This is a genomic window from Pseudomonas sp. P4_C3, assembly GCF_056402075.1.
In genome coordinates this window covers 1-25,815 of record NZ_JBFUIC010000015.1, presented here as the reverse complement: position 1 = coordinate 25,815, position 25,815 = coordinate 1, and the positions used below count along the sequence as shown (strand labels likewise).

The 25,815-nt window shown below is 59.7% G+C and carries 21 protein-coding genes and 1 pseudogene; 9 read left to right on the top strand and 13 right to left on the bottom strand.

The features are described 5' to 3' along the window. Positions 1-136: 136 nt before the first annotated feature. Positions 137-1,855: a bifunctional isocitrate dehydrogenase kinase/phosphatase gene (aceK, locus tag AC1DVH_RS05285; RefSeq protein WP_477752905.1), complete on the bottom strand. Its 1,719-nt coding sequence runs from the start codon at positions 1,853-1,855 to the stop codon at positions 137-139. Positions 1,856-2,014: 159 nt separating this feature from the next. Between aceK and AC1DVH_RS05280 the strand changes: the two genes are divergently transcribed. Next, entirely contained in the window at positions 2,015-2,923 is a 909-nt protein-coding gene (locus AC1DVH_RS05280) for a DMT family transporter (RefSeq protein WP_477752904.1), read from the top strand. 177 nt (positions 2,924-3,100) lie between these two features. Here AC1DVH_RS05280 and AC1DVH_RS05275 read toward each other — a convergent pair whose 3' ends face one another. Both AC1DVH_RS05275 and cysK read right to left on the bottom strand, forming a co-directional pair. Next, a complete protein-coding gene (locus AC1DVH_RS05275; protein ID WP_477752903.1) occupies positions 3,101-4,039 on the bottom strand; it encodes an aspartyl/asparaginyl beta-hydroxylase domain-containing protein in 939 nt (312 codons plus the stop codon). Between the two features lie 265 nt (positions 4,040-4,304). After that, positions 4,305-5,279, bottom strand: a complete 975-nt coding sequence (cysK, locus tag AC1DVH_RS05270) for a cysteine synthase A (RefSeq protein ID WP_477752902.1) — start codon at positions 5,277-5,279, stop codon at positions 4,305-4,307. A gap of 129 nt (positions 5,280-5,408) precedes the next feature. Between cysK and AC1DVH_RS05265 the strand changes: the two are divergent. Then, positions 5,409-5,510, top strand: a pseudogene (locus AC1DVH_RS05265) (hypothetical protein); the annotation flags it as partial. Here the strand turns inward: AC1DVH_RS05265 and AC1DVH_RS05260 are convergent. Together AC1DVH_RS05260 and AC1DVH_RS05255 are read right to left on the bottom strand one after the other, a co-directional pair. Continuing rightward, positions 5,509-6,009 carry a DUF2442 domain-containing protein gene (locus AC1DVH_RS05260; protein WP_477752901.1) on the bottom strand — a complete coding sequence of 167 codons (501 nt, stop codon included), beginning with the start codon at positions 6,007-6,009 and terminating at the stop codon, positions 5,509-5,511. The pseudogene AC1DVH_RS05265 and the gene AC1DVH_RS05260 overlap by 2 nt on opposite strands. Further along, complete coding sequence (locus AC1DVH_RS05255) at positions 5,997-6,227, bottom strand: DUF4160 domain-containing protein (protein WP_191624905.1); 231 nt, start codon at positions 6,225-6,227, stop codon at positions 5,997-5,999. Before AC1DVH_RS05255 ends, AC1DVH_RS05260 begins: the two co-directional genes overlap by 13 nt. 204 nt (positions 6,228-6,431) lie before the next feature. Between AC1DVH_RS05255 and AC1DVH_RS05250 the strand changes: the two genes are divergently transcribed. Beyond that, positions 6,432-7,277 carry an AAA family ATPase gene (locus tag AC1DVH_RS05250; protein ID WP_007984829.1) on the top strand — a complete coding sequence of 282 codons (846 nt, stop codon included), beginning with the start codon at positions 6,432-6,434 and terminating at the stop codon, positions 7,275-7,277. A 12-nt stretch (positions 7,278-7,289) separates the two neighbouring features. Continuing rightward, positions 7,290-8,468 (top strand): vWA domain-containing protein, encoded by a 1,179-nt coding sequence (locus AC1DVH_RS05245; protein ID WP_008049176.1) that lies wholly within the window; start codon positions 7,290-7,292, stop codon positions 8,466-8,468. A 119-nt stretch (positions 8,469-8,587) separates the two neighbouring features. Here AC1DVH_RS05245 and AC1DVH_RS05240 read toward each other — a convergent pair whose 3' ends face one another. From AC1DVH_RS05240 to AC1DVH_RS05225, 4 genes are all read right to left on the bottom strand, one after another. Continuing rightward, a complete protein-coding gene (locus AC1DVH_RS05240) occupies positions 8,588-9,514 on the bottom strand; it encodes a 5-oxoprolinase subunit C family protein (protein ID WP_477752900.1) in 927 nt (308 codons plus the stop codon). Further along, entirely contained in the window at positions 9,511-10,215 is a 705-nt protein-coding gene (gene pxpB / locus AC1DVH_RS05235) for a 5-oxoprolinase subunit PxpB (protein WP_477752899.1), read from the bottom strand. The genes AC1DVH_RS05240 and pxpB overlap by 4 nt, the downstream gene beginning before the upstream one ends. Then, positions 10,212-10,964: a 5-oxoprolinase subunit PxpA gene (locus AC1DVH_RS05230; protein ID WP_477752898.1), complete on the bottom strand. Its 753-nt coding sequence runs from the start codon at positions 10,962-10,964 to the stop codon at positions 10,212-10,214. Before AC1DVH_RS05230 ends, pxpB begins: the two co-directional genes overlap by 4 nt. A gap of 73 nt (positions 10,965-11,037) precedes the next feature. After that, positions 11,038-12,324 carry an MFS transporter gene (locus AC1DVH_RS05225; RefSeq protein WP_477752897.1) on the bottom strand — a complete coding sequence of 429 codons (1,287 nt, stop codon included), beginning with the start codon at positions 12,322-12,324 and terminating at the stop codon, positions 11,038-11,040. A 146-nt stretch (positions 12,325-12,470) separates the two neighbouring features. Here AC1DVH_RS05225 and AC1DVH_RS05220 point away from each other — a divergent pair, with 146 nt between their 5' ends. The 4 genes from AC1DVH_RS05220 to AC1DVH_RS05205 all read left to right on the top strand — a co-directional run bounded on the left by AC1DVH_RS05220 (position 12,471) and on the right by AC1DVH_RS05205 (position 18,763). Further along, positions 12,471-13,400 (top strand): LysR family transcriptional regulator, encoded by a 930-nt coding sequence (locus tag AC1DVH_RS05220; RefSeq protein WP_477752896.1) that lies wholly within the window; start codon positions 12,471-12,473, stop codon positions 13,398-13,400. A 112-nt stretch (positions 13,401-13,512) separates the two neighbouring features. Beyond that, positions 13,513-15,435, top strand: a complete 1,923-nt coding sequence (locus AC1DVH_RS05215) for an IucA/IucC family protein (protein WP_477752895.1) — start codon at positions 13,513-13,515, stop codon at positions 15,433-15,435. After that, positions 15,425-16,636, top strand: a complete 1,212-nt coding sequence (locus AC1DVH_RS05210; protein WP_477752894.1) for an MFS transporter — start codon at positions 15,425-15,427, stop codon at positions 16,634-16,636. The genes AC1DVH_RS05215 and AC1DVH_RS05210 overlap by 11 nt, the downstream gene beginning before the upstream one ends. Before the next feature lie 15 nt (positions 16,637-16,651). After that, entirely contained in the window at positions 16,652-18,763 is a 2,112-nt protein-coding gene (locus AC1DVH_RS05205; protein ID WP_477752893.1) for a TonB-dependent receptor, read from the top strand. Between the two features lie 44 nt (positions 18,764-18,807). On the opposite strand, the gene AC1DVH_RS05200 is transcribed toward AC1DVH_RS05205, so the two are convergent. The 4 genes from AC1DVH_RS05200 to ltrA form a co-directional block, all read right to left on the bottom strand. Then, positions 18,808-19,350, bottom strand: a complete 543-nt coding sequence (locus AC1DVH_RS05200; RefSeq protein ID WP_477752892.1) for a DUF2937 family protein — start codon at positions 19,348-19,350, stop codon at positions 18,808-18,810. 13 nt (positions 19,351-19,363) lie between these two features. After that, on the bottom strand, positions 19,364-20,140 hold the full coding sequence (locus AC1DVH_RS05195) for a class II glutamine amidotransferase (protein ID WP_108218526.1): 777 nt from the start codon (positions 20,138-20,140) through the stop codon (positions 19,364-19,366). A gap of 32 nt (positions 20,141-20,172) precedes the next feature. After that, positions 20,173-20,670, bottom strand: a complete 498-nt coding sequence (locus AC1DVH_RS05190) for an MFS transporter (protein ID WP_477752891.1) — start codon at positions 20,668-20,670, stop codon at positions 20,173-20,175. Between the two features lie 95 nt (positions 20,671-20,765). After that, positions 20,766-22,463 (bottom strand): group II intron reverse transcriptase/maturase, encoded by a 1,698-nt coding sequence (gene ltrA / locus AC1DVH_RS05185; RefSeq protein WP_477752890.1) that lies wholly within the window; start codon positions 22,461-22,463, stop codon positions 20,766-20,768. 1,188 nt (positions 22,464-23,651) lie between these two features. Between ltrA and AC1DVH_RS05180 the strand changes: the two genes are divergently transcribed. After that, positions 23,652-25,706: a S9 family peptidase gene (locus tag AC1DVH_RS05180; protein WP_477752889.1), complete on the top strand. Its 2,055-nt coding sequence runs from the start codon at positions 23,652-23,654 to the stop codon at positions 25,704-25,706. Positions 25,707-25,815: the final 109 nt, after the last annotated feature.

Here is a 25,815-nt window from a genome sequence, read left to right as displayed (position 1 = left end):
GTCGCAGATTTTACGACCGCTGCGCGGCCGATCGCGAGCAAGCTCGCTCCCACACTGGATCTATAGCGACCACAAAATCGAGGCACACCGCAGTCAAATGTGGGAGCGAGCTTGCTCGCGATGGCGTCGCTGAGAACTACTCGTTGTCCAAACTTTTACGTCGATACGGAAACACATCAATCACCTTCCCCGCCCGAATCGCCTCTTGCAGGCTTTTCCAGTAATCGGCGTTATACAGTTCACCGTGCAACTGATCGAACAATCTGCGCTGCCCCGAATCGGCAAACAGGAACGGCGGAAACTCTTCCGGGAACACGTCCAGCGGCCCGATCGAGTACCACGGCTCGGAAGACATTTCATCTTCGGGTGTACGCGGTAGCGGAATGTGGCGGAAGTTGGCCTCGGTAAGGAAGCAGATCTCGTCATAGTCGTAGAACACCACACGACCGTGACGGGTCACCCCAAAGTTCTTCAGCAGCATGTCGCCGGGAAAGATGTTGGCCGCCGCCAGTTGCTTGATCGCCAGCCCGTAGTCTTCCAGGGCTTCGCGCACTTGCGCCTCGTTGGCGTTTTCCAGGTACAGGTTCAGCGGGGTCATGCGGCGCTCGGTCCAGCAGTGGCGGATCAGCACCGTGTCACCTTCCACCGACACCGTGGACGAYGCGACTTCCAGCAGTTCCTCCAGGCACGCTGGGTCGAACTTGCTCAGCGGGAAACGGAAGTCGGCGAATTCCTGGGTATCGGCCATGCGTCCGACGCGGTCGACACTCTTCACCAAACGGTACTTTTCGATCACCGTGGCGCGGTCGACGTTTTTCGACGGTGAGAAACGGTCCTTGATGATTTTGAACACGGTGTTGAAACCCGGCAGGGTGAACACGCTCATGACCATACCGCGCACACCGGGGGCCATGATGAACTGGTCGTCGGTGCTGGCCAGGTGATTGATCAGCGCCCGGTAGAACTCCGACTTGCCGTGCTTGTAGAAACCAATCGAGGTGTACAGCTCGGCAATGTGCTTGCCGGGCAGGATACGCCGCAGGAAGCCAATGAACTCCGCCGGCACCGGCACATCCACCATGAAATACGAGCGGGTGAACGAGAAAATGATCGAAACGTCTGCTTCGTCGGTGATCAGCGCATCGATCTGGATGCCGCGCCCTTCGAGGTGCAGCAATGGAATCGCCAGCGGCCATTGCTCGTCGGCGGTATAGATGCGCCCCACCAGGTACGCGCCTTTATTGCGATACAGCACCGAGGAAAACAGTTCGACGCTCAGTTCCGGGTCCTTGCATACCCAATCCGGCAAGTTCTCGCGCAGTTGCGCTTCGAGGCGCTTCAGGTCACCGGGCAGGTCGGCGTAATCCTCGCTGAAGCGGTAGTCGGCGAAGATGCTGGCGAGCATGGCCGACAATTGGCCTTGCGGCTTGTAGGTGCGGGTTTGCGCGGCCCGGGCACGGCGCAGGCTCGGCCGGGTGGTGTGAATGAACATGCAGCCGTCGCTGATCAGGTCATGGCTGAACAGCCCGCAGAAGATCGAGTTGTACCAGGTCTCGGACAGTTCATCGTCGAAGCGCAGGTCGATCAGGCTGATGTAGGCGCTTTTGACCAGCGGCCAGCAGCTGACGTCCAGGGTGCCTGGGTCAAACGCGGTGCGCAGTCGCTCCACCGTTTCACCGACTTTTTCTTCGTACAGATTGATCCGTGCCGCCGACGCCGATTGCGTCTCTTGCCACCTGGCCTGTTCGAAGCGGGCCCGGGCGCCGTCGGTGATCTGGCGAAAATGCTCGCGGTAATCGTCAAAGCCATCGAGGATCAAGCGGGCGATGTCGGCGGCTGGCCATTGCTGCGGCATGGTGAGACCTCTGCGGGAATTCGGGAGGCTTGAGCTTAGCCAGTGAACCGGGTGCAGGAGAAGCGTAATTTTCCGGGCGAATTGAATGTCCGGTTTTCGGTTGCCATCGACCACACGCTCAGCAACACTTTCGCCCCTCCATCAAGGAAGGAACGCGCTGTGAACCCCGTCGATATTTTTCGTTTACTGTCACTGGCGGCCATTTGGGGTGCGAGTTTTTTGTTCATGCGCATCATCGCTCCGGTGATCGGCACTATTCCCACGGCGTTTTTCCGTGTGTCGATTGCCGCGGTCGGACTGTTGGTGATTCTTGGCCTGATGCGCATCAGCTGGGATTTCAAAGGCAAACTCAAGACCGTGATGCTGCTCGGGGTGATCAACTCCGGCATCCCGGCGACGCTCTACTCGGTCGCGGCGCAAGTGTTGCCGGCCGGTTACTCGGCGATTTTCAACGCCACCACGCCGCTGATGGGCGTGCTGATCGGCGGCCTGTTCTTCCATGAAAGACTCAGCGCCGCCAAGCTCGGCGGGGTTTTCCTCGGGTTGCTCGGCGTCGGCGTCCTGACCCGCGCCGGTCCCGTGGCGTTCGACATGCAACTGCTGATGGGCGCCCTCGCCTGCCTGCTCGCCACCACCTGCTATGGCTTCGCCGGCTTTCTCGCCCGGCGCTGGCTCGATCAGGCCGGTGGGCTGGACAGTCGACTGTCGGCGCTGGGCAGCATGCTCGGCGCCACGCTGTTCTTGCTGCCGCTGTTCGGCTACAGCGTGATCAGCCAGCCACCGGCGAGCTGGGGCGGCTGGAATGTCTGGTTATCACTATTGGGATTGGGGCTGGCGTGTACCGCGTTTGCCTACATCATTTACTTCCGGTTGCTCAGTTCGATCGGCCCGGTAAAGTCATCGACCGTAACCTTCATGATCCCGCCGTTCGGGGTGTTATGGGGCKCGATGTTTCTCCATGAGCCGCTGTCGTTGGCGCATCTGTATGGCGGGTTGTTGATTGCGATGGCGTTGTGGTTGGTGTTGAAGCCGGCTGCTGTGAAGCCGGGCTTGGTGGCTGACCGGTAGCATTGTTGCGTTGCGGATGACGAAACGTAACATCAGGAAGGCGAAGGGCGACGCATGGGCCAGCAACGACAGTCGGCACAGCGTCCGCATTGTGCGTTCGGAGGGGCTCGGAACTCCGTGAAGAACCATAAAAAAACCGCTCACAACGAGCGGTTTTTTTATTTCCGAGAGCGGATGTCACCCAAACAGCCAATACCCCAACAACGTCAGCACCACCACCGCCAAARCCGGGCGCATCACGCGGTAGACCTTTGGATTTCGACGCTTCCACTGCTTGACCATGCCGCTGAATTTGTCGCTGGAATTCTTGCTCCAGGCATAGGCTTTATTGATCCCTCCTACGCGCTCGTCATCAAGGTTCTGCGGTGCAGTCGCACGACCCAGCCAGGCGCTGATACTGCGATTGATGCGGGTCATGAAGCGATTGCTCAGTGGACGCTCGATATCGCAGAACAGGATGACGCGGGTCTTTTCCGTTTCATTCTTGACCCAGTGCACGTAGGTTTCGTCGAACATCACGTCTTCCCCATCGCGCCAGGCGTAAACCTGACCGTCGACAAAGATACGGCAATCGTCGGAGTTCGGTGTCGACAGCCCCAGGTGATAACGCAGGGAACCGGCAAACGGATCACGATGCGGGTTGAGGTGGCTGCCGCCCGGCAGCAGCGCAAACATAGCGCCCTTGACGTTGGGAATGCTGCTGACCAATTCCACGGTTCTCGGACACAAGGCTTCGGCAGAAGGCAGCGGTTTGTCATACCACTTGAGGTAGAAACGCTTCCAGCCCTTCTTGAAGAACGAGCCAAAACCGGCGTCGTTGTTCTTTGCCGCCGCACGGATATAGCCCTCGTCGAACAAGTGCATCGCTTCATCGCGAATCACTTCCCAGTTGTCCCTGAGCACATCCAGTTCCGGGAACTTGCTGCGATCCAGATACGGTTTCGATGGCACACCGGAAAACAGGTACATCAAGGCGTTATAGGGTGCGAACAGTGCCGAATGGTTAACAAACTGGCGCAACACCGGCAGACGCGCCTTGCCGCGCAAATGCACATAGAGGGTGCTGCCGAGAAACAGCAGCAACAACGAGGCCTTCGCGGCAAACGATAAGGTCATCAACAACTCCTTTGAAGATAAGCGACATTGCGCCACGTCCATTGCCCGACGTGGCTGCTGGCATGATAAACACTACCGATCTGGCGAAAAACCTGCACTTTTCAACATTCATTATAAATGAATGTGCAACAAAACATTTCCTAACATGAAACGCCTGAACGCTGGCTGATGCAAATCCATCATCAACCGGACCCGATCAATAGATCGCAGCCAGTGATAACGCCTCAAGCATCACCGCCAGCCACGACCCATCAATGTTCAGCGCTTACTGCTGATTCTCCTGTTCGGTAAACAGATCACTGAACAGCATGCTCGACAAATAACGTTCACCGGAATCCGGCAGGATCACGACGATGGTCTTGCCCTGCATTTCCGGGGTCTCCGCTAGCCGAACAGCCACGGCCATGGCGGCGCCGCAGGAAATCCCGCACAAGATTCCTTCTTCCTGCATCAAGCGCAAGGCCATGGCCTTGGACTCTTCGTCACTGACCAACTCCACCCGATCGACGATCGACAAATCGAGGTTCTTCGGCACAAAACCGGCACCGATGCCCTGGATCTTGTGCGGGCTCGGCTTGATTTCCTGACCGGCCAGGGTCTGGGTGATCACCGGCGACACCGCCGGCTCCACCGCTACCGAGAGTATCGGCTTGCCCTGGGTATTCTTGATATACCGTGAAACCCCGGTGATGGTTCCACCGGTTCCGACGCCTGCCACCAGCACATCGATCGCGCCGTCGGTATCGTTCCAGATTTCCGGGCCCGTGGTTTTTTCGTGGATGGCCGGGTTGGCCGGGTTGTCGAATTGCGCCGGCATGAAGTACTTCGACGGGTCACTGGCAACAATTTCACCGGCCTTCTCGATGGCCCCCTTCATGCCTTTGGCCGGCTCGGTCAACACCAGTTCGGCACCCAGTGCCTTGAGCACCTTGCGGCGTTCGATACTCATGGACGCCGGCATGGTCAGCATCAGTTTGTAGCCACGGGCGGCGGCCACGAAGGCCAGGCCGATGCCGGTATTGCCGGAGGTCGGTTCGACGATGGTCATGCCCGGCTTGAGTTTTGCGCTGCTCTCGGCATCCCAGATCATGTTCGCGCCGATCCGGCATTTGACCGAGTAACCCGGGTTGCGCCCTTCGATCTTGGCCAGGATGGTCACACCACGCGGCGCAATGCGATTGATCTGCACCAGCGGCGTGTTGCCGATGGAGTGGGCGTTGTCAACGAAAATGCGGCTCATGGCTGGGTCCTTAACGACAGCATTGAAATAGGGCATCAAGGTAAGCCTCTTGCCCGCAGGCGTCCAGTCGGGTCGAACGTCCGCTTATCAGTGCAGCCAATGGCTTTGGATCGCCGCAGATTTGCCACCATGAAACGTCGATACAACTGGCCCCTGTGGTCCCTCWTCGGCYTCGTTGTRCTGCTGATWWCGCTACACATCGCCTTGCCCTATCTGGTGCGCGACTACCTCATTGAGAACGAGTGACTGTGTAGCGGCCTGTTTCCTCGGCCGCCCGTGGCGCATTCGCTTGCAACTGCAGGAAATCCCACCCAAGACAGGCCAGTGCCAGGGACCGCGGCACCGCTTCCTTGCCACGGCTGTAACGACTGATGCTGCGGGTACTGACTCCCAGCGCCTCGGCGGCCTGTGTGAGTGACAACCCGGTGCGAGCGCGCCAGTCGATGAAAATCCGGGTATTTTCGTCGGAAGCATTTTGTGCGATCGCATCCAGGAACAACGTATCTGCACCAATCTGGATGTCCTGCTCAGACCACTCGACGCACCAGCCATCATCACCCAGAGCCGCGCCATCGAAAGCGCGTCCCTGCAATGGTTGCAAGCCTGGAAAGGCCAGCAAATCCCGGCTCAGGTCGAGAGTCAGTTGCTGGCCGTCAATAAAGGTCAACGCCAGGCGATACTCCGGTAGTGCCTGTACGGCCAGCAGTCGTGGTCGTTTCATGGGTAACATCGTTTCCAGTCCTCGAGCAGTTGCGCCTGATGGGCCCTGACCCAATCCAGTGCTTCCCTGATGATCAGGGGCGGAGCCCTGCCTACCATCACCTCGACGGTTTCCAGGCTGAGCATGACGTCCAGGCCGCCACCGGTCAGGTGGACATGAGGCGGCGGATGATCCTTCTCGCGCAATTGAATGCGGTATGTGTCGCGAAATCGGTATTTAGTAGACATACCCGGCAAGCTATCGCCAAAATGGCGATAGCTCAATACTGGCCAGCAGCCGAGACTGAGTCAAGATGTGACGCCCCATTCAGAGACTGAATAAGCCGTCTGCGTTCACAGTCGACCGGGCACCGCGTTATAGTCGGGGCTGACCATTTTATAGCGCCCCGCCCTGCCTCGTTCAGGTCGGCGTTACCGTTCGAGGATTAGCAGATGAAGTTCGAAGGCACCCAGGCCTACGTCGCCACCGATGACCTGAAGCTGGCGGTCAACGCCGCTATCACCCTGGAGCGGCCGTTGCTGGTCAAGGGCGAACCGGGCACCGGCAAGACCATGCTCGCCGAGCAACTGGCCGAATCCTTTGGCGCCAAGCTGATCACCTGGCACATCAAGTCCACCACCAAGGCTCACCAGGGCCTCTATGAATACGACGCGGTCAGCCGCCTGCGCGATTCGCAGCTCGGCACGGAAAAGGTCCACGACGTTCGCAACTACCTGAAAAAGGGCAAGCTCTGGGAAGCCTTCGAATCCGAAGAACGGGTCATCCTGCTGATCGACGAAATCGACAAGGCCGACATCGAGTTCCCCAACGACCTGCTGCAAGAACTCGACAAGATGGAGTTCTACGTTTACGAGATCGACGAGACCATCAAGGCCAAGAAGCGCCCGATCATCATCATTACCTCCAACAACGAGAAAGAGCTGCCGGACGCCTTCCTGCGTCGCTGCTTCTTCCACTACATCGCCTTCCCCGACCGCGTGACAATGCAACGGATCGTCGACGTGCACTACCCGGACATCAAGAAAGACCTGGTCAGCGAAGCGTTGGACGTGTTCTTCGACGTGCGCAAGGTGCCGGGCCTGAAGAAGAAGCCTTCGACCTCCGAGCTGGTGGACTGGCTGAAGCTGCTGATGGCCGACAACATCGGCGAAGCGGTGCTGCGTGAACGTGATCCGACCAAAGCCATCCCGCCGCTGGCCGGTGCGCTGGTCAAGAACGAACAGGACGTGCAACTGCTGGAGCGTCTGGCGTTCATGAGCCGTCGCGGCACCCGCTAAGAGGCTGATGCCATGCTGCTCAACCTGTTCAATGAAATGCGCGCAGCCAAGGTGCCGGTCTCGGTGCGTGAGCTGCTGGACCTGATCAACGCGCTGAAACAACGCGTGACCTTCGCCGACATGGACGAGTTCTATTACCTGTCCCGGGCGATCCTGGTGAAGGATGAAAAGCATTTCGACAAGTTCGACCGGGCGTTCGGTGCCTACTTCAATGGCCTGGAAAAGCTCGACGATCATCTTCAGGCATTGATCCCCGAAGACTGGCTGCGCAAGGAGTTCGAACGCTCGCTGACCGATGAAGAGCGGGCGGCGATCCAGTCCCTCGGCGGCCTGGACAAGCTGATCGAAGAGTTCAAGAAACGCCTCGAAGAACAGAAGGAACGCCACGCCGGTGGCAACAAGTGGATCGGCACCGGTGGCACCAGCCCGTTCGGTTCCGGCGGTTTCAACCCGGAAGGCATTCGGGTCGGCGATGCCGGCAAGCGCCAGGGCAAGGCAGCCAAGGTCTGGGACCAGCGCGAGTACAAGAACCTCGACGATTCCGTCGAGCTGGGCACGCGCAACATCAAGGTCGCCTTGCGTCGCTTGCGCAAGTTTGCCCGTCAGGGCGCGGCGGAAGAACTGGACATCGATGGCACCATCGACCACACCGCCAAGGATGCCGGGTTACTGAACATCCAGATGCGGCCGGAGCGGCGCAACACCGTCAAGCTGTTGCTGCTGTTCGACATCGGCGGTTCAATGGATGCCCACGTGAAGATTTGCGAGGAGCTGTTCTCGGCCTGCAAGACCGAGTTCAAGCACCTGGAGTACTTCTACTTCCACAACTTCATTTATGAATCGGTGTGGAAGAACAACATGCGCCGCACCTCCGAGCGCACCTCGACCATGGACCTGCTGCACAAGTACGGCGCCGACTACAAAGTGATCTTCATYGGCGACGCCGCCATGGCGCCCTACGAAATCACCCAGGCGGGCGGCAGCGTCGAGCACTGGAACGAAGAAGCCGGTTACGTGTGGATGCAGCGGTTCAAGGAGAAGTACAAGAAGCTCATCTGGATCAACCCGTACCCGAAGGACACCTGGGGCTATACCTCCTCGACCAACATCGTGAGGGATTTGATTGAGGACCAGATGTATCCGTTGACCCTTCGCGGGCTGGAGGAAGGGATGCGGTTTCTTTCCAAGTAATCTTTGTTGCCTGGTTTGACGCCATCGCGAGCAAGCTCGCTCCCACAGGGGTCAGTGTTGTTCATGAAACTTGTGAACGACACAGATCCATTGTGGGAGCGAGCTTGCTCGCGATGCTTTTAGCTGTTCAAAAATCGCTGCAAATACTCGACCTGTTCGCGATGCGCCACTTCCTGCACCACCGGCCGTAACCGCACCTGCGCCCCCGGCAGACACTGCGCCAGCCGCGCCAGCGCCAACGGTGTCAACGCTCCCAGACGCGGATAACCGCCAATGGTCTGCCGATCATTGAGCAACACAATCGGTTGCCCATCCGGCGGCACCTGCACCGCCCCCAGTGGAATACCCTCGGAAATCATCGGTTTGCCCTGGTACTGCAGCGCCTTACCCAGCAGGCGAATCCCCATCCGGTCGGCACGACTATCGAGGCTCCACACGCTGTTGAACGCGTCGAACAGGCTCTGCCCGCTGAACTCACCGATCTGTGCACCGAGGACCAAGTCCAACGGAGCATCAAGGTTCAAGTCCGGCCGCTGGTCTGCGCTCATTTCGCACAGCAACATCACCGAGTTGCCCGAATAGCTCAATGACGCGCCCTTACCCAGCGCATGGCCCATTCCGTCCAGGCCGCCGAGCTCCTCACGGACCACCGTCGCGCTGCTGCCCAGCACTTTCGGTRCATCAAACCCACCCGGCGCCGCCAGATAGGCCCGGGCGCCGAGCAACGGCCGGGTGAATTGCAAACGCTGACCTTTGTGCAGCCTGAAACTGCGCCACGGTGCCAGCGCCTCGCCGTCCACCCGCGCGCCCAGATCCGCTCCGGCCAAGGCCAGCACGCATTCCTCCTCGGCCACCACGGTGAATCCGCCGAGGGTGATTTCAATCACCGGCGCATCCAGCCCGTTGCCCAGCAGCCAGTTGGCCCAGGACATCGAACGCCAATCAGCCGCTCCGCCCTGGGTCACACCCAGATGCCGCACGCCGAATCGACCGGCATCCTGCAACAGGCACAGCGGCGTACTCGCTTCAATCGTCAGACGGCTCATGCCTGGGCCTCCAGTGGCGTATCGTCACCGCCCAGGTTAATGAACTCGGCATGGCTGACCGCTTCGAACCGTACGGTGTCACCGGGTTGCATCAGGCTGTAGCCGTCACGGTTGCGATCGAACAATTTGGCCGGCGTGCGGCCAATCAGGTTCCAGCCGCCCGGCGACACCACCGGGTAAGCCGCCGTCTGCCGTTCGGCGATGCCGACACTGCCGGCCGCGACTTTCTTGCGTGGCGTGTTCAGACGCGGCGCGGCGAGTGCCTCTTCCACCAGCCCCATGAAGGCGAAGCCCGGCGCAAAACCCAGGGCGAACACCTGATATTCACGCTCGCAGTGACGACGGATCACCTCCTCCACCGCCAACCCGCTGCGCTGCGACAACAGGCTCAACTCCGGTCCGACGCTCAAGTCGTACCACACCGGCAACACATGACATTTACCGCGGGCATGGGTGTTGGGCGACAGATCGATCAACGCTTCGGCAATCAACTCCCGGGCCTGGGCGGGACTCAGCTCGGTCAAGTCGTAATGCACCATCAAGGTGGTGTAGGACGGCACCAGATCAATCAGATGCCCGGCGAACGCCGCCCGCAGACTTTCACTGGCCGCCAGCATCCACGGCATGTTGGTTTCGGCAATTTCATCGAACAGGCGCACCATCAGGCAATCCAGCGCCACCACTTCAACCCGCAGCTTCATGACGCACTCTGCCGGTTCAAGGCTTCACGGATACGTTGTACGGCAGCGACCGAACTGGCGTTGTCGCCGTGCACGCAAAGGGTGTTGGCCTGCAAATGCAGGGCGCTGCCATCGCTGGCGGTGAGGTGATCGCCACGGGCAATGGTAAGCGCCTGCTCGCTGATTTTTTCCGGGTCGTGATGCACCGCTCCCGGCAGTTGTCGCGACACCAGCCTGCCGGCGCTGTCGTAAGCACGATCGGCAAAAGCCTCGAACCACAGCGTCACGCCGTATTCATCGCCCAGTTGTTGGGCGGCGCTGTTGTCGCGAGTCGCCATCAACATCAATGGCAGGTTGCGGTCATAGGACGCCACGGCTTGCAGCACGGCGCGTAATTGCGCCGGGTTGGCCATCATGTCGTTGTACATCGCGCCATGGGGTTTGACGTAACTGACCCGCCCGCCCTGAGCCCGGCAGATGCCGTCGAGGGCGCCGATCTGGTAATGCAGAATGTCTTGAAGTTCCTGGGTGGCATAGGCCATGGAGCGGCGGCCGAACCCCACCAGATCCTGATAGGCCGGATGCGCGCCAACTTGCACACCGTGGCTGAGGGCCAGGCTGACGGTCTTGCGCATGATGCTCGGGTCGCCAGCGTGAAAACCGCAAGCGATGTTGGCGCAATCGATAAAGGGCATGATTTCTGCGTCCAGACCCATGGTCCAGCTGCCGAAACTCTCGCCGATGTCGCAGTTCAATAGCAGGCGGCTCACGCTGAACACTCCTGTAGGCATTAATCTTTTTAGCTGTGGGACATATCTGTAAGACAAGCCCGCAGGTTATCAGTTACCGGGCGTCGAGTTGCTTGCCACGGGTTTCCGGCAGGCTCAGGGCCGCGAGGATCACCACGCCGTAGGACACTGCCGCAAAGGCACCGATGCCCACACTCAGCGGCACGGTCTGGCTGAGCAGGCCGATCAGCAGCGGGAACAACGCCGCCAGCGCCCGGCCGATGTTGTAGCAAAAACCCTGGCCCGAACCGCGAATGCGTGTAGGGAACAACTCGGTCAGGAATGCACCCATACCACTGAAAATCCCCGAGGCGAAGAAACCCAGCGGGAAGCCCAGCCACAGCATCACGCCGTTGCTGACCGGCAGTTGGGTGTACAGCAACACAATGGTGAACGAACCCACGGCGAACAGGATGAAGTTCTTTTTACGTCCCAGGATGTCGGTCAAATAGGCGCTGATGACATAACCCACGTAGGAACCAACGATCACCATCGCCAGATAACCGCTGGTATTGAGTACGCTCAAACCGCGTTCGTTCTTCAGGAAAGTCGGCAACCAGGAAGTGATGGCGTAGTAGCCGCCCAACGCGCCGGTGGTCAGCAACGAAGCGCGAATCGTGGTGAAGAGCATGCCGGGGGCGAAGATCTCGTAGAACTTCGACGGGTTGCCCGGCTCCTGTTTCGCTTTGGCTTCACGATAGATTTCCGGGTCCTTGACCAGACGGCGGACGAAAATCACGAAGATCGCCGGCACGATGCCGAGGATGAACAGCGCACGCCAGGCATCCTCCGGTGGCAATACCGAGAACAGCAGCGCATACAGAATCGCGGTCAGCCCCCAACCCAGCGCCCAGCCGGACTGCACCATGCCAACGGCCTTGCCACGGTCCTGGGCACGAATCACCTCGCCGATCAGCACCGCGCCGGCCGTCCACTCACCGCCGAAACCGAATCCCATCAGGGTCCGTGCAATTAGCAGTTGCTCGTAGCTCTGGGCAAAGCCGCAGAGGAAGGTGAAGAAGGCAAACCACAGCACCGTCAGTTGCAAGGTGCGCACACGACCAATGCGGTCGGAGAGAATCCCCGCCACCCAGCCACCGATGGCCGAAGCGATCAGCGTGCTGGTGTGAATCAGCCCGGCCTGGCCGGTGGTGATGCCCCACATGGCAATCAGGGTCGGCACCACGAAGCTGAGCATCTGGGTGTCCATGCCGTCCAGGCCATAGCCGATCTTGCAGCTCCAGAAGGTGCGGCGTTCCTGCTGATTGATGTTGCGATACCAGTCGAAAGGTCCCGGACGGGCCGAGGCTTTCGGGGTGGCGGTGGTGTCGGGCGCACTCATGGCAAATCTCCGCGCTGATTTTATTGGTATTGTTCTGAGCCCCGACGACGCCTATCGTGGGAACCGGATGCGTCGATTTTTGGACGCGCGCCCCTGCTACGTCCAACTAATAAAAACCCGCCTTAGCCATAAGAAATCTTTATCCCATGAACCTGAAGTTTCTCGAGACCTTCGTCTGGGTCGCCCGACTCAAGAGTTTTCGCCTGACCGCCGACAAGCTCTTCACCACTCAGGCCTCGATTTCCAGCCGAATTGCGGTGCTTGAAGGCGAGCTCGGGGTAAAGCTGTTTCTGCGGGATTCGCGCGGCGTGAGCCTGACGCCCGAAGGCCTCAAAGTGCTCGATTACGCCGAGCAGATGATGGACACCATGCAGGCACTCAAGCAGTCGATCGAGACCCGTTCGAGCAAGGCCGGACGGGTGCGCATTGGCGTGATGGACACGGTGATCCACACCTGGCTAAGCCCGTTGGTGGCGCAGATGACCGATCACTACCCACTGGTGGAAATCGAGCTGGTGGCCGATACCTCGCTCAACCTCTGCGATCAGCTGCAAAAAGGCTTTCTCGACGTGATCCTGCAAACCGACCTGCTGCGCCAGGAAAGCGTGCGCAGCCTGGAACTGGCCAGCCACCCCATGGGCTGGATTGTGGCCAGCAATTCCCTGTACAACCGTGAGTATTCAGGCGTCGCCGATCTGGCGAAAGAGCGGATCATTACCTACTCGAAAAACTCCCACCCGCATCAGGAAGTGCTCGCCCTGATGCAGGCCAATGGCGTGATGACGCCACGGTTGAACTGCGTGAACTCGGTGTCGGCGATTACCCGGCTGCTGCGCGACGGTTTTGGCATCGGCGCGTTGCCGCCGGTGCTGGTGGCCGAGGAACTGGCGCGTGGCGAATTGACCTTGCTGGACATCGATCAGCGACCACCCGACTTGCAGGTGGTGGTGTCGTGGCGGGTGGGCGTTGAGTGGGTCGAGGAGATTGTGGCCTTGTGTCAGCAGGTGTTGGAGGAGTATGCGCGGAAGGTGGGAGAGCGCTACATGGTCTTGAGCAAACCCCTGGCCGGCCTCTGAAAAGGAGTTTTCCACACCACAAGTAGGAATTACTATCATTTGCATTATTATTTGAAAAATGTATTCTCTGCGCGCATTCAGTTAAACCACTGTCCAGAAGGAGTCGGACTTGATGCGCGCTTACACGCAAAAACAGCAGCAATTGCTCTCAAACTGGAGCGAAGCCCTCGGCACTCCTGCCTTCCAGTCCCACCGCATCACCCTCGACCATTTGAGCAATGCCCTGGAGCCTGCCGCCCAGCGCTGCTTCCAACGCCTGATCCAGGCGCTGTTTCGCGAACGCCTGATCAACCCCGACGCCTGCGAGTACGACGACAACGGCCGTTGCTGGCTGCCGCTTGGCGACGGTATGCAGCTTTGCTTCGACCACCTGACGGGCGGAAGAATGAACAGCTGGGACCTGCGTGGCAGCATCGTCCTGCACACCCCCGACAGCCTGCCGCACAAAATCCAGTTGCCCAGTGAACTGCTCGCTCACCTCAGCACTCAGCTCAACCCGCCCGCCTCCCCGCAGGTACTGGAACGTCTGGCCCGCGAGCTGGACGATAGCTACAGCAACGACACCCTGTGCCTGGCGTTCCACCATGGATGGACCGAGCGCCTGAGAGAGCAGATCGACACCGAGCACAACGACAATCTGTTCGCCTGGCTCAAAGCCAGCCCCGACCACCAGAACCCGACATCATTGCTCGAACAGTGGGGCACGCTCGGTCACCCCTGGCATCCGAACTACAAGACCAAGCTGGGCTTGAGCGCTGCGCAGGTCATCGCCTTCTCACCGGAATTCGAAGCGAGTTTTCCGATTGTGCTGTGCGCCCTGCACCGTCAGTACACCCACGTCGAATCACTGGCCGGCACCGCCGATTACTGGGACTGGTGGCAGGGCCACTTCCCGCAGGCCGCCGAACAATTGCAGCGTCATTTGCAGCAACGGGGCCTGGAGGCAACGGACTACCTCCCGCTGCCGTCGCACCCATGGCAAGCCGATGAAGAACTGCCCAATTCGTTCACCAGCGAGATCGCCGACAACCTGCTGATCGTCACCGACATCGTTGCCTTCACTGGCCACCCGACCATGTCCTTCCGCACGGTCCTACCAGAGGCCAGCCGTGTTGCGCCGATGGTCAAACTGCCGGTGGCCTTGCGCCTGACCAGCGTGCAGCGCACCGTGTCGCCGCGTTCGGCCCGGATGGGACCGCGCATCAGCCAACTGCTACTGCAGATTCTCGATCACGAACCGCAGATTCAGCGCCGGCTGAACATCGTGCCGGAGCGCATCGGCGTGCACTACGCGCCACAACCGGCCAATGACGAACTGTCCCGGCATGCCGCCGTGCTGTACCGCGACAACCCGCTGACCCTGCTGCAAGAAAGCGAACTGGCCGTGCCGGTCGGCAGCTTGTTCGCCGTAAACGAATTCGAACAACCGTTGCTGCGTGACTGGGTGCAACTGGCTCAGGGTCGTGACGACAGCGAGGCCATGCTGGCGTTCTTCGATGATTACCTGTCGATTGCCGTCCCGAGCCTGCTGGGCATCTACCTGATGTATGGCGTGGCGTTCGAAGCGCACCAGCAAAACAGCTTCATGGTGATGGGCGCTGACGGGCAGTTGAATCGGCTGCTGCTGCGTGACTTCGGCGACATCCGCATTGATCGCAAAACCCTGCACGCCAAGGGTCTGGATATCCAGCTGCACGATCCGGAAATGACCCTGTACGACGACGCCGGTTTTGTCCGCGACAAGCTCCTGCACACCACGTTCATGTGCCACCTCGGTGAGTTGACGTTGCTCTGCGCCCGCCACTGGAATGTGCCGGAAAATAGCCTTTGGGAGCGTTTGGCTACGCACGTTGAACAATGCTTCGAGAGCGTGCGCGAGCATGTCGAACCGGCACGCTGGGAAAGCGAGCGTCAGGCCCTGCTGGAACAGGATTGGCCGGCCAAATCGTTCATGCGCATGCGCTTGCACGACAGCCACGCCGACATCGTCGGACGCCTGAGCAATCCGCTGCGAACCAACGCCGATGCTCGCTGATGGCCGTGCGTTGCGACTGCTGATAGTCATCCAGTTTGTCTCCATGGGTGCCATGGAAATGAGCGGCCCGTTCTGGCCCTTGCAGATCCAGCGTCTGCTTGGGCCAGAGGGCGCCGGCTACACCGCGCTGCTATCGGCGCTGGTCTATGCCGGCCCGATGCTGGCGGCCATGCTGCTGACGCCCGCGTGGGGGCGGTTGGGTGATCGCACCGGGCACAAGCCGATGATCGTTCGGGCGTTGCTGGCACTTGCGCTGTGCCAAGGGCTGGCGGCGATTACTCTCGACCCGTGGCTGCTGGTGGGCATTCGCGTGATGCAAGGCGCATTGGCCGGATTTCTCGCCGCCGCGCAAGCCTATGCCCTGGCCTGCTGCGACAATTCCCGGCGCGGTCACACCCTGGCCCGTCTGCAATCGGCGACCGCCGTCGGCTCGTTGATCGGCCCGGTGCTGGGTGGCTGGCTGATGGACATCTCGGGGTTTGCCCTGCTCTGTTATGGCGCGTCGGCGATTTGCCTGCTGTGTGCACTGGGGAGTTTTTTCCTGCCGGCCGACAAGGCGCGAGCCTCGACGAAGAAACCGGTTGCGCCGGTGGCCCTGCCTAAAGGCTGGCTCAGTGGAATCCTGTTGGTGATCGTGTTGATTCAAGCCGCGAAGATGATGCCGCAACCCTTCTACGCGCTGTACGTCGCCGACATTCTGCACGCACCGGGCTGGCTGATCGGCGCTACTTACGCGGCGAGCGCCGCGACCCTGGCCATTTCCGCACCGCTGTGGGGGCGTCTGTTCGACCGCTGGCAACCGGCTTACACCTTGCGCGTCATCGAAGGCATTGCCTGGCTCTGCGCCCTGACGCTCGCGGCCACGGCACTGGCCAGCGAATGGCTGGGTTTTCTCGTCAGCCGGTTGGTCTGGGGCATCTGGCAAGGCGCACTGCTCCCCGTCGCCTACGCGCTGATCGCCAACACCGTGTCTTCAAGCCAGCAGGGTTTTGCCCTCGGCCTGGGCAACAGCGCGGCCAAGGCTGGCGCTCTGCTCGGTGCCGTCSTCGGCGGGATCGGCATGGGGCTGGTCGGGCTGGCCCACAGTTTCTGGCTGGTGGCGTTGACTTACGCACTGGCCGCCATCGGGATCCGCTGGGTGCGCTCATTCACCTCCACACCGGCCCCCGCAATCTTGTCTACCAACACTAATCACGACTAAAAAAAAGACCCACTCATGACCCGAACCAAACTTTCCTTGATGATTCCGCTGCTCGGCTCCTTCAGCGCCCAGACCTGGGCCGAGGACACCGACCAGCAACCCGGCACATTGAACATGCAAGCCACCGTCGTTTCCGCGACGCGCAGCGAAGCGACCATTGCCTCGATTCCAGGCTCGGTCCAGGTGATCGACGAACAACAGATCCGCCAACAGAGTGGCGCCGGGCGTCGGGTCTCCGACATTCTGGGGCAACTGGTTCCCGGCCTGGCGCCGTCCAGCGGCGGGATGAGCAACTTCGGCCAGACCCTGCGCGGGCGCAACATGCTGGTGTTGATCGACGGCGTGTCGCAGAACGCCACGCGGGACAACTTCCGCCAGCTCAACAGCATCGCACCGGCCAGTATCGAACGCATCGAGGTGGTTTCCGGCGCCAGCAGCATTTATGGTGCCGGTGCTTCGGGCGGCATCATCAACATCATCACCAAGCGCAACCAGGGTCAGGACCTTGCCTACAGCAGCAAACTGGGCCTGACCACCGGCAACAACCTCAACAGCAAGGGTTTCGCCTACGAGGCCTTTCAGAGTGCTACCGGGCGCAAGGATGCCCTGGACTGGTACGTGTCCGCCGACCTGACCCAGCGCAACGATCAGTACGACGGCAACGGCAATCGCATCCCTCAGGACACATCCCAGGGCAGCAACATGGACACCGACACCTATGACCTGCAAGGTCGTTTCGGTTACGAACTGGATGCCGATAAAAAACTCAGCCTGTCGCTGCAGGACTACAAGGACCAGCAGGACACTGGCTACACAAAAGACCCGAAAAACCTGCAAGAGGCCGTGGCGGTCAAAGGGCTGAAACTCGACGACCAGCCCTACACCCATAACCAGGCGGCCAACCTCAACTACACCGACAACGACTTCTACGGCCAGGGCCTGCAACTGGAAAGCTACTGGCGCCGGGCCGACGCGCTGTTCTTCCCGGACCTGTCGCGGGGCAAGGCCGGGATCGCCGACAACAACAGCGTGCAGGATGTCTACGGCCTGCGTGCGGCCATCGACACGCCGTTGCCGGCCATCGGCAGCGCCACAGGCAACCTGGTCTGGGGCGCCGACTATGATCACGAACGCTCCCGCCAGCGCGGTGACCAATACACCGTCAAAGGGCTGACCTACACCAAGACTGGCACCACTTACGAGATGGGCCCGGATATCGAAACCACCACCAAGGCGCTGTTCGGGCAGATGTCCTGGGACATCGGTGACTGGACCTTGCGTGGCGGTGTGCGCCGCGAATGGATCGAAAGCGAAGTCTCCGACAGCGTCGCTTACGGCGAGATCGTCCAGACCGGTGTACGTGCCATCCTGCCCGGCGATACCCTCAAATACGACGCGACGCTCTATAACCTGGGCGCGGTCTATCACCTGAGTGAACATCAGGACGTCTTCGCCAATTACAGCCAGGGGTTTTCGCTGCCGGACATCCAGCGCTTCTTGCGTGACGTGAACAGCACCTTCGACATCCAGAGCCTCAACGCCCAGGCCATCAAGGTCGACAGCTACGAGCTGGGCTGGCGCGGTGACTGGGACCGGTGGCAGGCCGACGTCACCGTCTATGAAAACACCTCGGACGTGACTCAGTTCTACGATGCCAATGACCGTGTCTTGCGTCTGATCAACCAGAAGGAGCGGGTTCGCGGTATCGAAAACAGCCTGACCTACCTCGCGACCGATCACTGGTCGGTGGGTGGCACCTATGCCTGGGCCAAAGGCGAGACCGAGCAGAACGGGAAATGGATCGATCTGCCGGCGACACGCATTTCACCGGCCAAAACCACGCTGTTCGTCGGCTACGCCGAAGACGACTACACCCTGCGCCTGCAAGGCATGCACCTGTCCAGTTACGACGCTGCCGCCAAGGACAACAACGGGCGCGACATCGATGGCTATACGCTGGTGGACCTGCTCGGCTCCGTGTACTTGCCGGTCGGTCGCCTGGAAGGCGGGGTGTACAACCTGACCAACCGCACGTACGTCAACCTGTTCGCCCAAGCCAACGCCAGAGCGCCATTCCCCAACGCCGAAGGCCGTACCTTGAGCATGACCTATTCGATTGATTGGTAATCAAGCAAGGAGCCGGCTTGCCGGCTCCTTGACGTTCGACGGTGTTACAAACCGCGCAAATCCCGCTCTTCGATTGGCCGGCTCTGGCGCAGACGCTTGCCGCCCAGCACCACCCAGTCGATCAGTCGGAACAGGCATTCAAGACCTAACGACAGCAACAATGCGCCGCTCATGCCCCAGCTCATCGCTTCGGGCGTCAACAGGATCTGGTAGCTGTAGCCATTCCAGGTTTCCTTGCGGATGTCCGGATCGGCAGCCAGCGCCACTTGCAGGAAGCGGATGTACCACGGCCCCTGCATCGCCTGGAACTGCTTGTCCAACGCCAGTTGGCGGGTCAGCAGGTTGCTCAGGCTGTCGGCATCGCTGCGGAAGATCGGGTCTTCGCTGGCGCGGTAATGCGCGACCAGAGCCTGCATGTCACCCTTGAAAAACTGATTGGCGGTGTTCTGAAAGCCGCTCAAGCCGGCTTGCGCCTCGATCAGATGGGCTTCGACCCGCTTGGCGTAATCGCTGATGAAGCCCGGCACCTGGACACCGATCAACAGGCCCGCCGCAAACAACACCAGCCGTAGATAACTGAGCAACATGGAAAGCAGATCCTTATTCGGTCTTGCCCTGGCTGACGCATTCGCCACGTCGCCACAGGCTCCATTGGCCCGGTTCGTAACGGGTCCAGGTTTCGTTTTCGGTCAGGGGTTCGGTGGCGATGACGGTGACCACGTCGTTAGGCGTGGTTTCGGCCTGAAAGTCGACGATCACGTCGACGTCTTTCAAGCGTGCGGGGCCAAACGGTGCGCGACGGGTGATTTGCGCCAGTTTGGTCGAGCAATAGCAGAACAACCAGTCGCCATCGCTGAGCAGGCAGTTGAATACGCCTTTGCTGCGGTATTCGGCGCAAGCGGCCACCAGGTCCGGCAGCAGCGCTTCGACCTCGACCGGTTCGGGGAACGCCGCACGCACACGGTTGAGCAAATCACAGAACGCCGCTTCGCTATCGGTATCACCCACAGGGCGATAGAAACTGGCCGCAGGCTGGAAATCCGCCAACTGGCCGTTATGGGCGAAACACCAGTTGCGCCCCCACAGCTCACGGACGAACGGATGCGTGTTGGACAGGCAGACCTTGCCGACGTTGGCCTGGCGGATGTGCCCGATCACCACTTCGCTCTTGATCGGATAGCGCTGCACCAGGTTCGCGACTTCCGACTCGCAGCTTGCCGCCGGATCCTGGAACAGTCGCAGCCCACGGCCTTCATAGAAGGCAATGCCCCAGCCATCGCGGTGCGGGCCGGTGCGACCGCCGCGCTGCATCAGCCCGGTGAAGCTGAACACGATATCGGTCGGGACATTGGCGCTCATGCCCAATAACTCACACATGCTCGGACTCTCGCTCAATCGCAGGGGCAAGGTTACAGACGGGGTTCGACTCGCATCCGCTGAGGATTGCTCGGCACCGGTGGACGACCGTAACGATCATCGCCGGCACCGCCGAACGGTTGATCATCTTCGGGTTCTTCGGCGCGCACGGCGGCTTTGKCCGCGGCAGCCTGTTCCTTGCGGGCGTTGGAGGCGCGCTCGATAGGGAAACGGATCGCCACCAGCACCAGATAGAGGCCGAACGCGATCATGCCGTACATGAACAGATCGGAAATCGCCCGCCAGGCGTTGTTGCCGACCTTGAACAGCAGGTCGAGGGCGGTAATGGCGACGGCCGGTGCGACTTTATCCTTGACCGGGTCGATGATGGTCGGGCTGAACAGCAGCACGGCCATGGCCAGCCGTAGCGGCTCACGCAGCCAGCGCCACATCCAGCGGGTCAAGCGCATCCACACCAACAGGCAGCCCAAAGCGGCGAAGGCGTAGAGGCCCCAAGCGATCAGATAGTCGTTCTCGGTCATGGTGTCCATGGCAAGGCAGGCAAGTCGGGTAGAGACAGGCCATTACTGGCCTGCCTCCCCCTAAGAACCGTACGTGCGCCTTTCAACGCATACGGCTCAAGTCTTTAGAAARCCCCTTGCGGAGCCGGTTTGTTCACTGTCAATCCACGGCTGTGAAGCTGTTGGTGACAAATAGGATGCAATAGTACCCGGTTATCCAGGGTGTCTCTACCGCCATGAGTGCGGTGGATAATGTGATGGTCATGCCATCCCGTTTCCTTCGTAATCGGTTGTTTGCACATCAGACACAGTCCTTTCTGGCTTTGATAGAGACTGAGAATCTGTTTGCGATACTTCAGCTTTTTCAGCATCTGTGCCGTCCGCAGCTTCTCGCCCATTTCTTCCATGGAAGGGTCAAAGGGGTTGTACTCCCCACTAACCTTCCTGTGTCGTTCGATCGGTGTACTCGCAAGCGAATACAGAGCGACCTCCTTTTTCGTCCCGTTTTCCTCCAACATCGTGGTGGCAAACACCCAACTTCTGCTTCCTTGAGTTCGGAAATACTTCTTCCCTATCCATTGCAGTGACTTGTTCGGGTGCCGCCGCTTTGCCCAACGCCATAGAGCATAAAACAACAAATTATCCATGYGGCTGTAGGCCTGCTTGGCTACTACAGGCTGGTGATACAGCGCCCAGCCTTTCAAGATGGGATTGAGCAATCGAATCAAATACTCCTGCTTCGCCATCTTGTTGGCGTCGATGACCTCCTTCACCTTGTGATAGAACGCCTTGACGTTCTTCTTACTCGGTTTGATCAGAAGCTTCCCGTCGTACTTACGGAAATTCCAACCCAGAAAGTCGAAGCCTTGATCGGTATGGACGATATGTGTTTTCTCAGGGGATAACTGCAACCCGCGTACTGCCAGGAATTGCTCCACCCAAGGTCTGATTTCGCTTTCCAGTACCTCTTTCGAGTCTCCAGTAATCACGAAATCATCCGCATACCGCACCACGTTGATCTTCAGCTTTCTGGCCCTTGTCACGCCCAGATACTGCTTGAGCTGTGTTTCCAGACCATCGAGCGCCATATTTGCCAAGGTAGGCGAGATAATCCCGCCTTGTGGCGTACCAGCATCCGTTGCCTGTAGCTGGCCTTTATGAATCACGCCAGCCTTCAACCATTTCCGAAGAATCGCTTTGTCCATAGGGACGTTGGCGAGCATCCAGTCATGATTAATGTGATCAAAGCAGCCTTGTATGTCCGCCTCCAGTATCCATTGGGCCGAAACCTTCTTGGACAGGCAAACAAACAACTGCCCCATCGCATCCGCCGTAGAGCGTTCGATCCTGAAGCCGTAGCTGTTCGGATCGCCCTTGGTTTCTGCAATGGGTGCCAGAGCTAGCAAATACAGCGCCTGCATAGCCCTGTCAGTCATGGTTGGGATACCCAAAGGGCGTTCCTTCCCATTCGACTTCGGAATGAACACACGCCGTAAAGGTCGTGGCTTATATCCGTGACGCTTCAACCCATTTGCCGCTTTCCATTTTGCGTCGGGTGTATCCCAGAGCACGCGGTCGACTCCCGCCGTGCGCTTACCCTGGTTTTCAGTGACTCGCCGTACGGCCAAGTATCTGGCCGATCGAGAGCGGGTCARCATCCGTTGCAGGGCTTTCACCCTGCGCCATTTGCCTTCCCGACAAGCCTTCGCAATCCGCACCTGCATTGCCCGAACATTCCGCTGAACACGACACCAATCGATGTCATGCCATTGTTGCGGAGTGCCAGAAAGCGCAGGCACGGCCATTTGGCTGTGCTCTATCATGCTGCCTTCCTCTCAAGTTTCCCCGAGCAGAAGACGTACGCATCCCCTGACGGGAATGGACGCTCCCGTCAGGGTTGGATTAGTAGGAGGCCCAATACTGCTGGGTCTCTAAGATCATTGAGACAGGTTCAGTCAGAGTTCATGCGACGAAAGACCACGCAGAAGTCTGCCCGGTTTCCCGTGGGGTAATGTCCCAACCCCTATCCGAGCCATTACAGCCCGGCTTTCGCTTTCTCTGCGATCCCATACCCACACAGCCAACAGATCCCCTTGCGGTTCACCTGCCCGAAGGCGGCCATACGGGCTTACCACGTTCCCTGCCTGTCACACGATTGGTTTAGGGCCTGCCTTTTCACCGATGGTCCTATGACGACGTACCTCAAGCCTCTACAGAGGTATCCGACCACGTGCCTTTTGGCTCAAGCCTGACAGCAGTTTTGGCTTGTTCATAATTACGGCGTTTATCAGCAGTTCACTTACGTTACCCATGCCAACCAGCCTAGCGTCTCAACCCGGTACTGCTCCGAGTATCTATGCTTTACCTCGCGGCAAAAGCACACCCTGACGGGGACTACATTGTGAGAAGAGCTTCACACCTCACCGTTACCAGTGACGCATGTCTTCCTAGGCTATCGTTGGTCGCACAACGAGTCCGCTGCCACCTTGCGAGCAAGGTAGATGGACAATGACAGACAGAGCTTTCGCTCATGTCTCCGGTTTGATGTGAGCAGGGACTGCCGAGGCAGCATGCCCAAAGAATTGTTACCTCCTGTTTCAAAAGCAGGAGGGAACCCCAGCGGGGATTCTCTCCCGCATGGGTTTAACCCTGAATAGGGCTGATGTGTAGTAGGCACTCCAGCACCGGAAAATCTGGTACTGCGGTCGAGCTACCGAGCGCTAATCGACCTTGAGTTTGCCACCGCCGCTGCGGCAAGTCCTTGAAGGCATTGGACTTCTGGGAGGGTTTTGTTTCTTGGGGTTGGGTACCCAAGCTCTTGGCTTCCTTTCGGAAGCCCTTCAAGATGACTCTACACCTCGAAGTCTTGGAGACACGCTACGCGTGTCGCACAGAGGCGCTTATGATAACGGCTTTTCGCCCGTCAGGCTGCATCAATGCCTGACTGTTGGGCGCGGCCCGCTCCCACCGGTTGCCAAACCCCTATTCCGTACACTGTTCGAGAGCCCTTCATGCCCCTATCCGCCAACATTCACGACGCTCCGATTGCCCACATGGCTGATGGCTCCGACCCGTATGCCTGGCTGCAAGAGCGCGACACAGAAGCAGTGCTCGACTACCTCAAGGCCGAAAACAGATATCAGGAAGCGCAAACCGCCGACCAGGCCGGGCTGCGTGAAACCCTGTTCGAAGAGATCAAGGGGCGGATTCTCGAGACCGATCTGTCCCTGCCCTCGCCGTGGGGACCGTATCTGTATTACACCCGCACCACGGCGGGCGATGAGTACGCCCGGCACTACCGCTGCCCGCGTCCGGCCGATGACAGCCTGACCCTCGACGAAAGCCGCGAACAACTACTGCTGGACCCGAACGAACTGGCCAATGGCGGCTTCTTTTCGCTCGGGGCGTTCAGCATCAGCCCGGATCACCAGCGCCTGGCCTACAGCATCGACTCCAGTGGCGAGGAGATTTACACGCTGTTCGTGAAGGAATTGTCCGACGGCCGTGTCAGTGAACTGGAATTCCAGGACTGCGACGGCAGCATGACCTGGGCCAACGACAGCCTGACGCTGTTCTTTGGCGAACTGGATGACACCCATCGTCCGCACAAGCTGTATCGCTATCGACTGGACGGCACGGCGGCCGAAGAAGTGTTCCATGAGCCGGACGGGCGCTTCTTCATGCATTGCTACCGTTCAAGCTCCGAGCAGCAATTGCTGCTGTCCGTGGGCAGCAAAACCACCAGCGAAGCCTGGGTCCTCGACGCCAACCAGCCGCAGCAAGCCTTTACCTGCATCGCGCCACGGGTCGAGGATCATGAGTACGACGTCGACCACGGCGTACTCGACGGTCAATGGACCTGGTTCATTCGCAGCAACCGTGACGGCATCAATTTCGCCTTGTACACCGCTGTAGATACCGGTGCCGCGCCCACCGAAGCCGACTGGCAGAACCTGATCCCCCACAGTGACACGGTGATGATCGACGGCATCAGCCTGAACACCGGGGCCATGACCCTCAGCCTGCGGGTCGGCGGCTTGCCGGTCATTGAGGTTCACCCGCAAGGCCTGGCGCCCTATCGCGTGCAACTGCCGGATGCGGCCTACAGCCTGCACGTGCAAAACAGCCTGGAGTTCGAAAGCGAGCGGATTCGCCTGCGCTACGAAGCGTTGAACCGTCCGGCGCAAATCCGCCAACTGGACCTGGCCTCTGGCGAGCAGAAAGTGCTCAAGCAAACTCCGGTGCTCGGCCCATTCGATGCCGATGCCTACGTCAGCCAGCGCCTGTGGGCCACTGCACCGGACGGTACGCAAGTGCCCATCAGCCTGGTGATCAAGCGCGCAGACCTCGGCAAACCCGTGCCGCTGTACCTCTACGGCTATGGCGCCTATGGCGAAAGCCTCGACCCGTGGTTTTCCCACGCGCGCCTGAGCCTGCTGGATCGCGGCATGGCGTTTGCCATTGCCCACGTGCGTGGCGGTGGCGAACTGGGGGAAGCCTGGTATCGCGCCGGCAAGCAGGAGCACAAGCACAACACCTTCAGCGACTTTATCGCCTGCGCCGAACACCTGATCGCCCAGGGCTTCACCACTGCACCGCAGTTGGCGATCAGCGGCGGCAGCGCCGGTGGCTTGCTGATCGGCGCGGTGCTCAATCAACGGCCGGAGCTGTTTGGCGCCGCCATCGCCGAAGTGCCGTTCGTCGACGTACTCAACACCATGCTCGACCCTGACCTGCCATTGACCGTCACGGAATACGACGAGTGGGGCAACCCTGAAGAACCGGAGGTCCATGATCGGATCAAGGCCTACGCCCCGTACGAAAACGTCACCGCGCAAGCGTATCCGGCGACCCTGGTGATCGCTGGCTACAACGACAGCCGCGTACAGTATTGGGAAGCGGCCAAATGGGTGGCGAAATTGCGCGCGACCAAGACCGACAGCAATACCCTGCTGCTCAAGACTGAACTGGGTGCCGGGCATGGCGGGATGAGCGGTCGATATCAGGGATTGCGTGACGTAGCACTCGAATATGCATTTTTGTTCAAGGTTTTGGGCATTGTTTGAGGAACTTGGCTGGGTGTGCGGGTCATAGTTCCGAACACAGGAAGCCGACACAACACTGACCCATGTAGGAGCTGCCGCAGGCTCGGGCCGCGTTCGGACGATCTTTTGA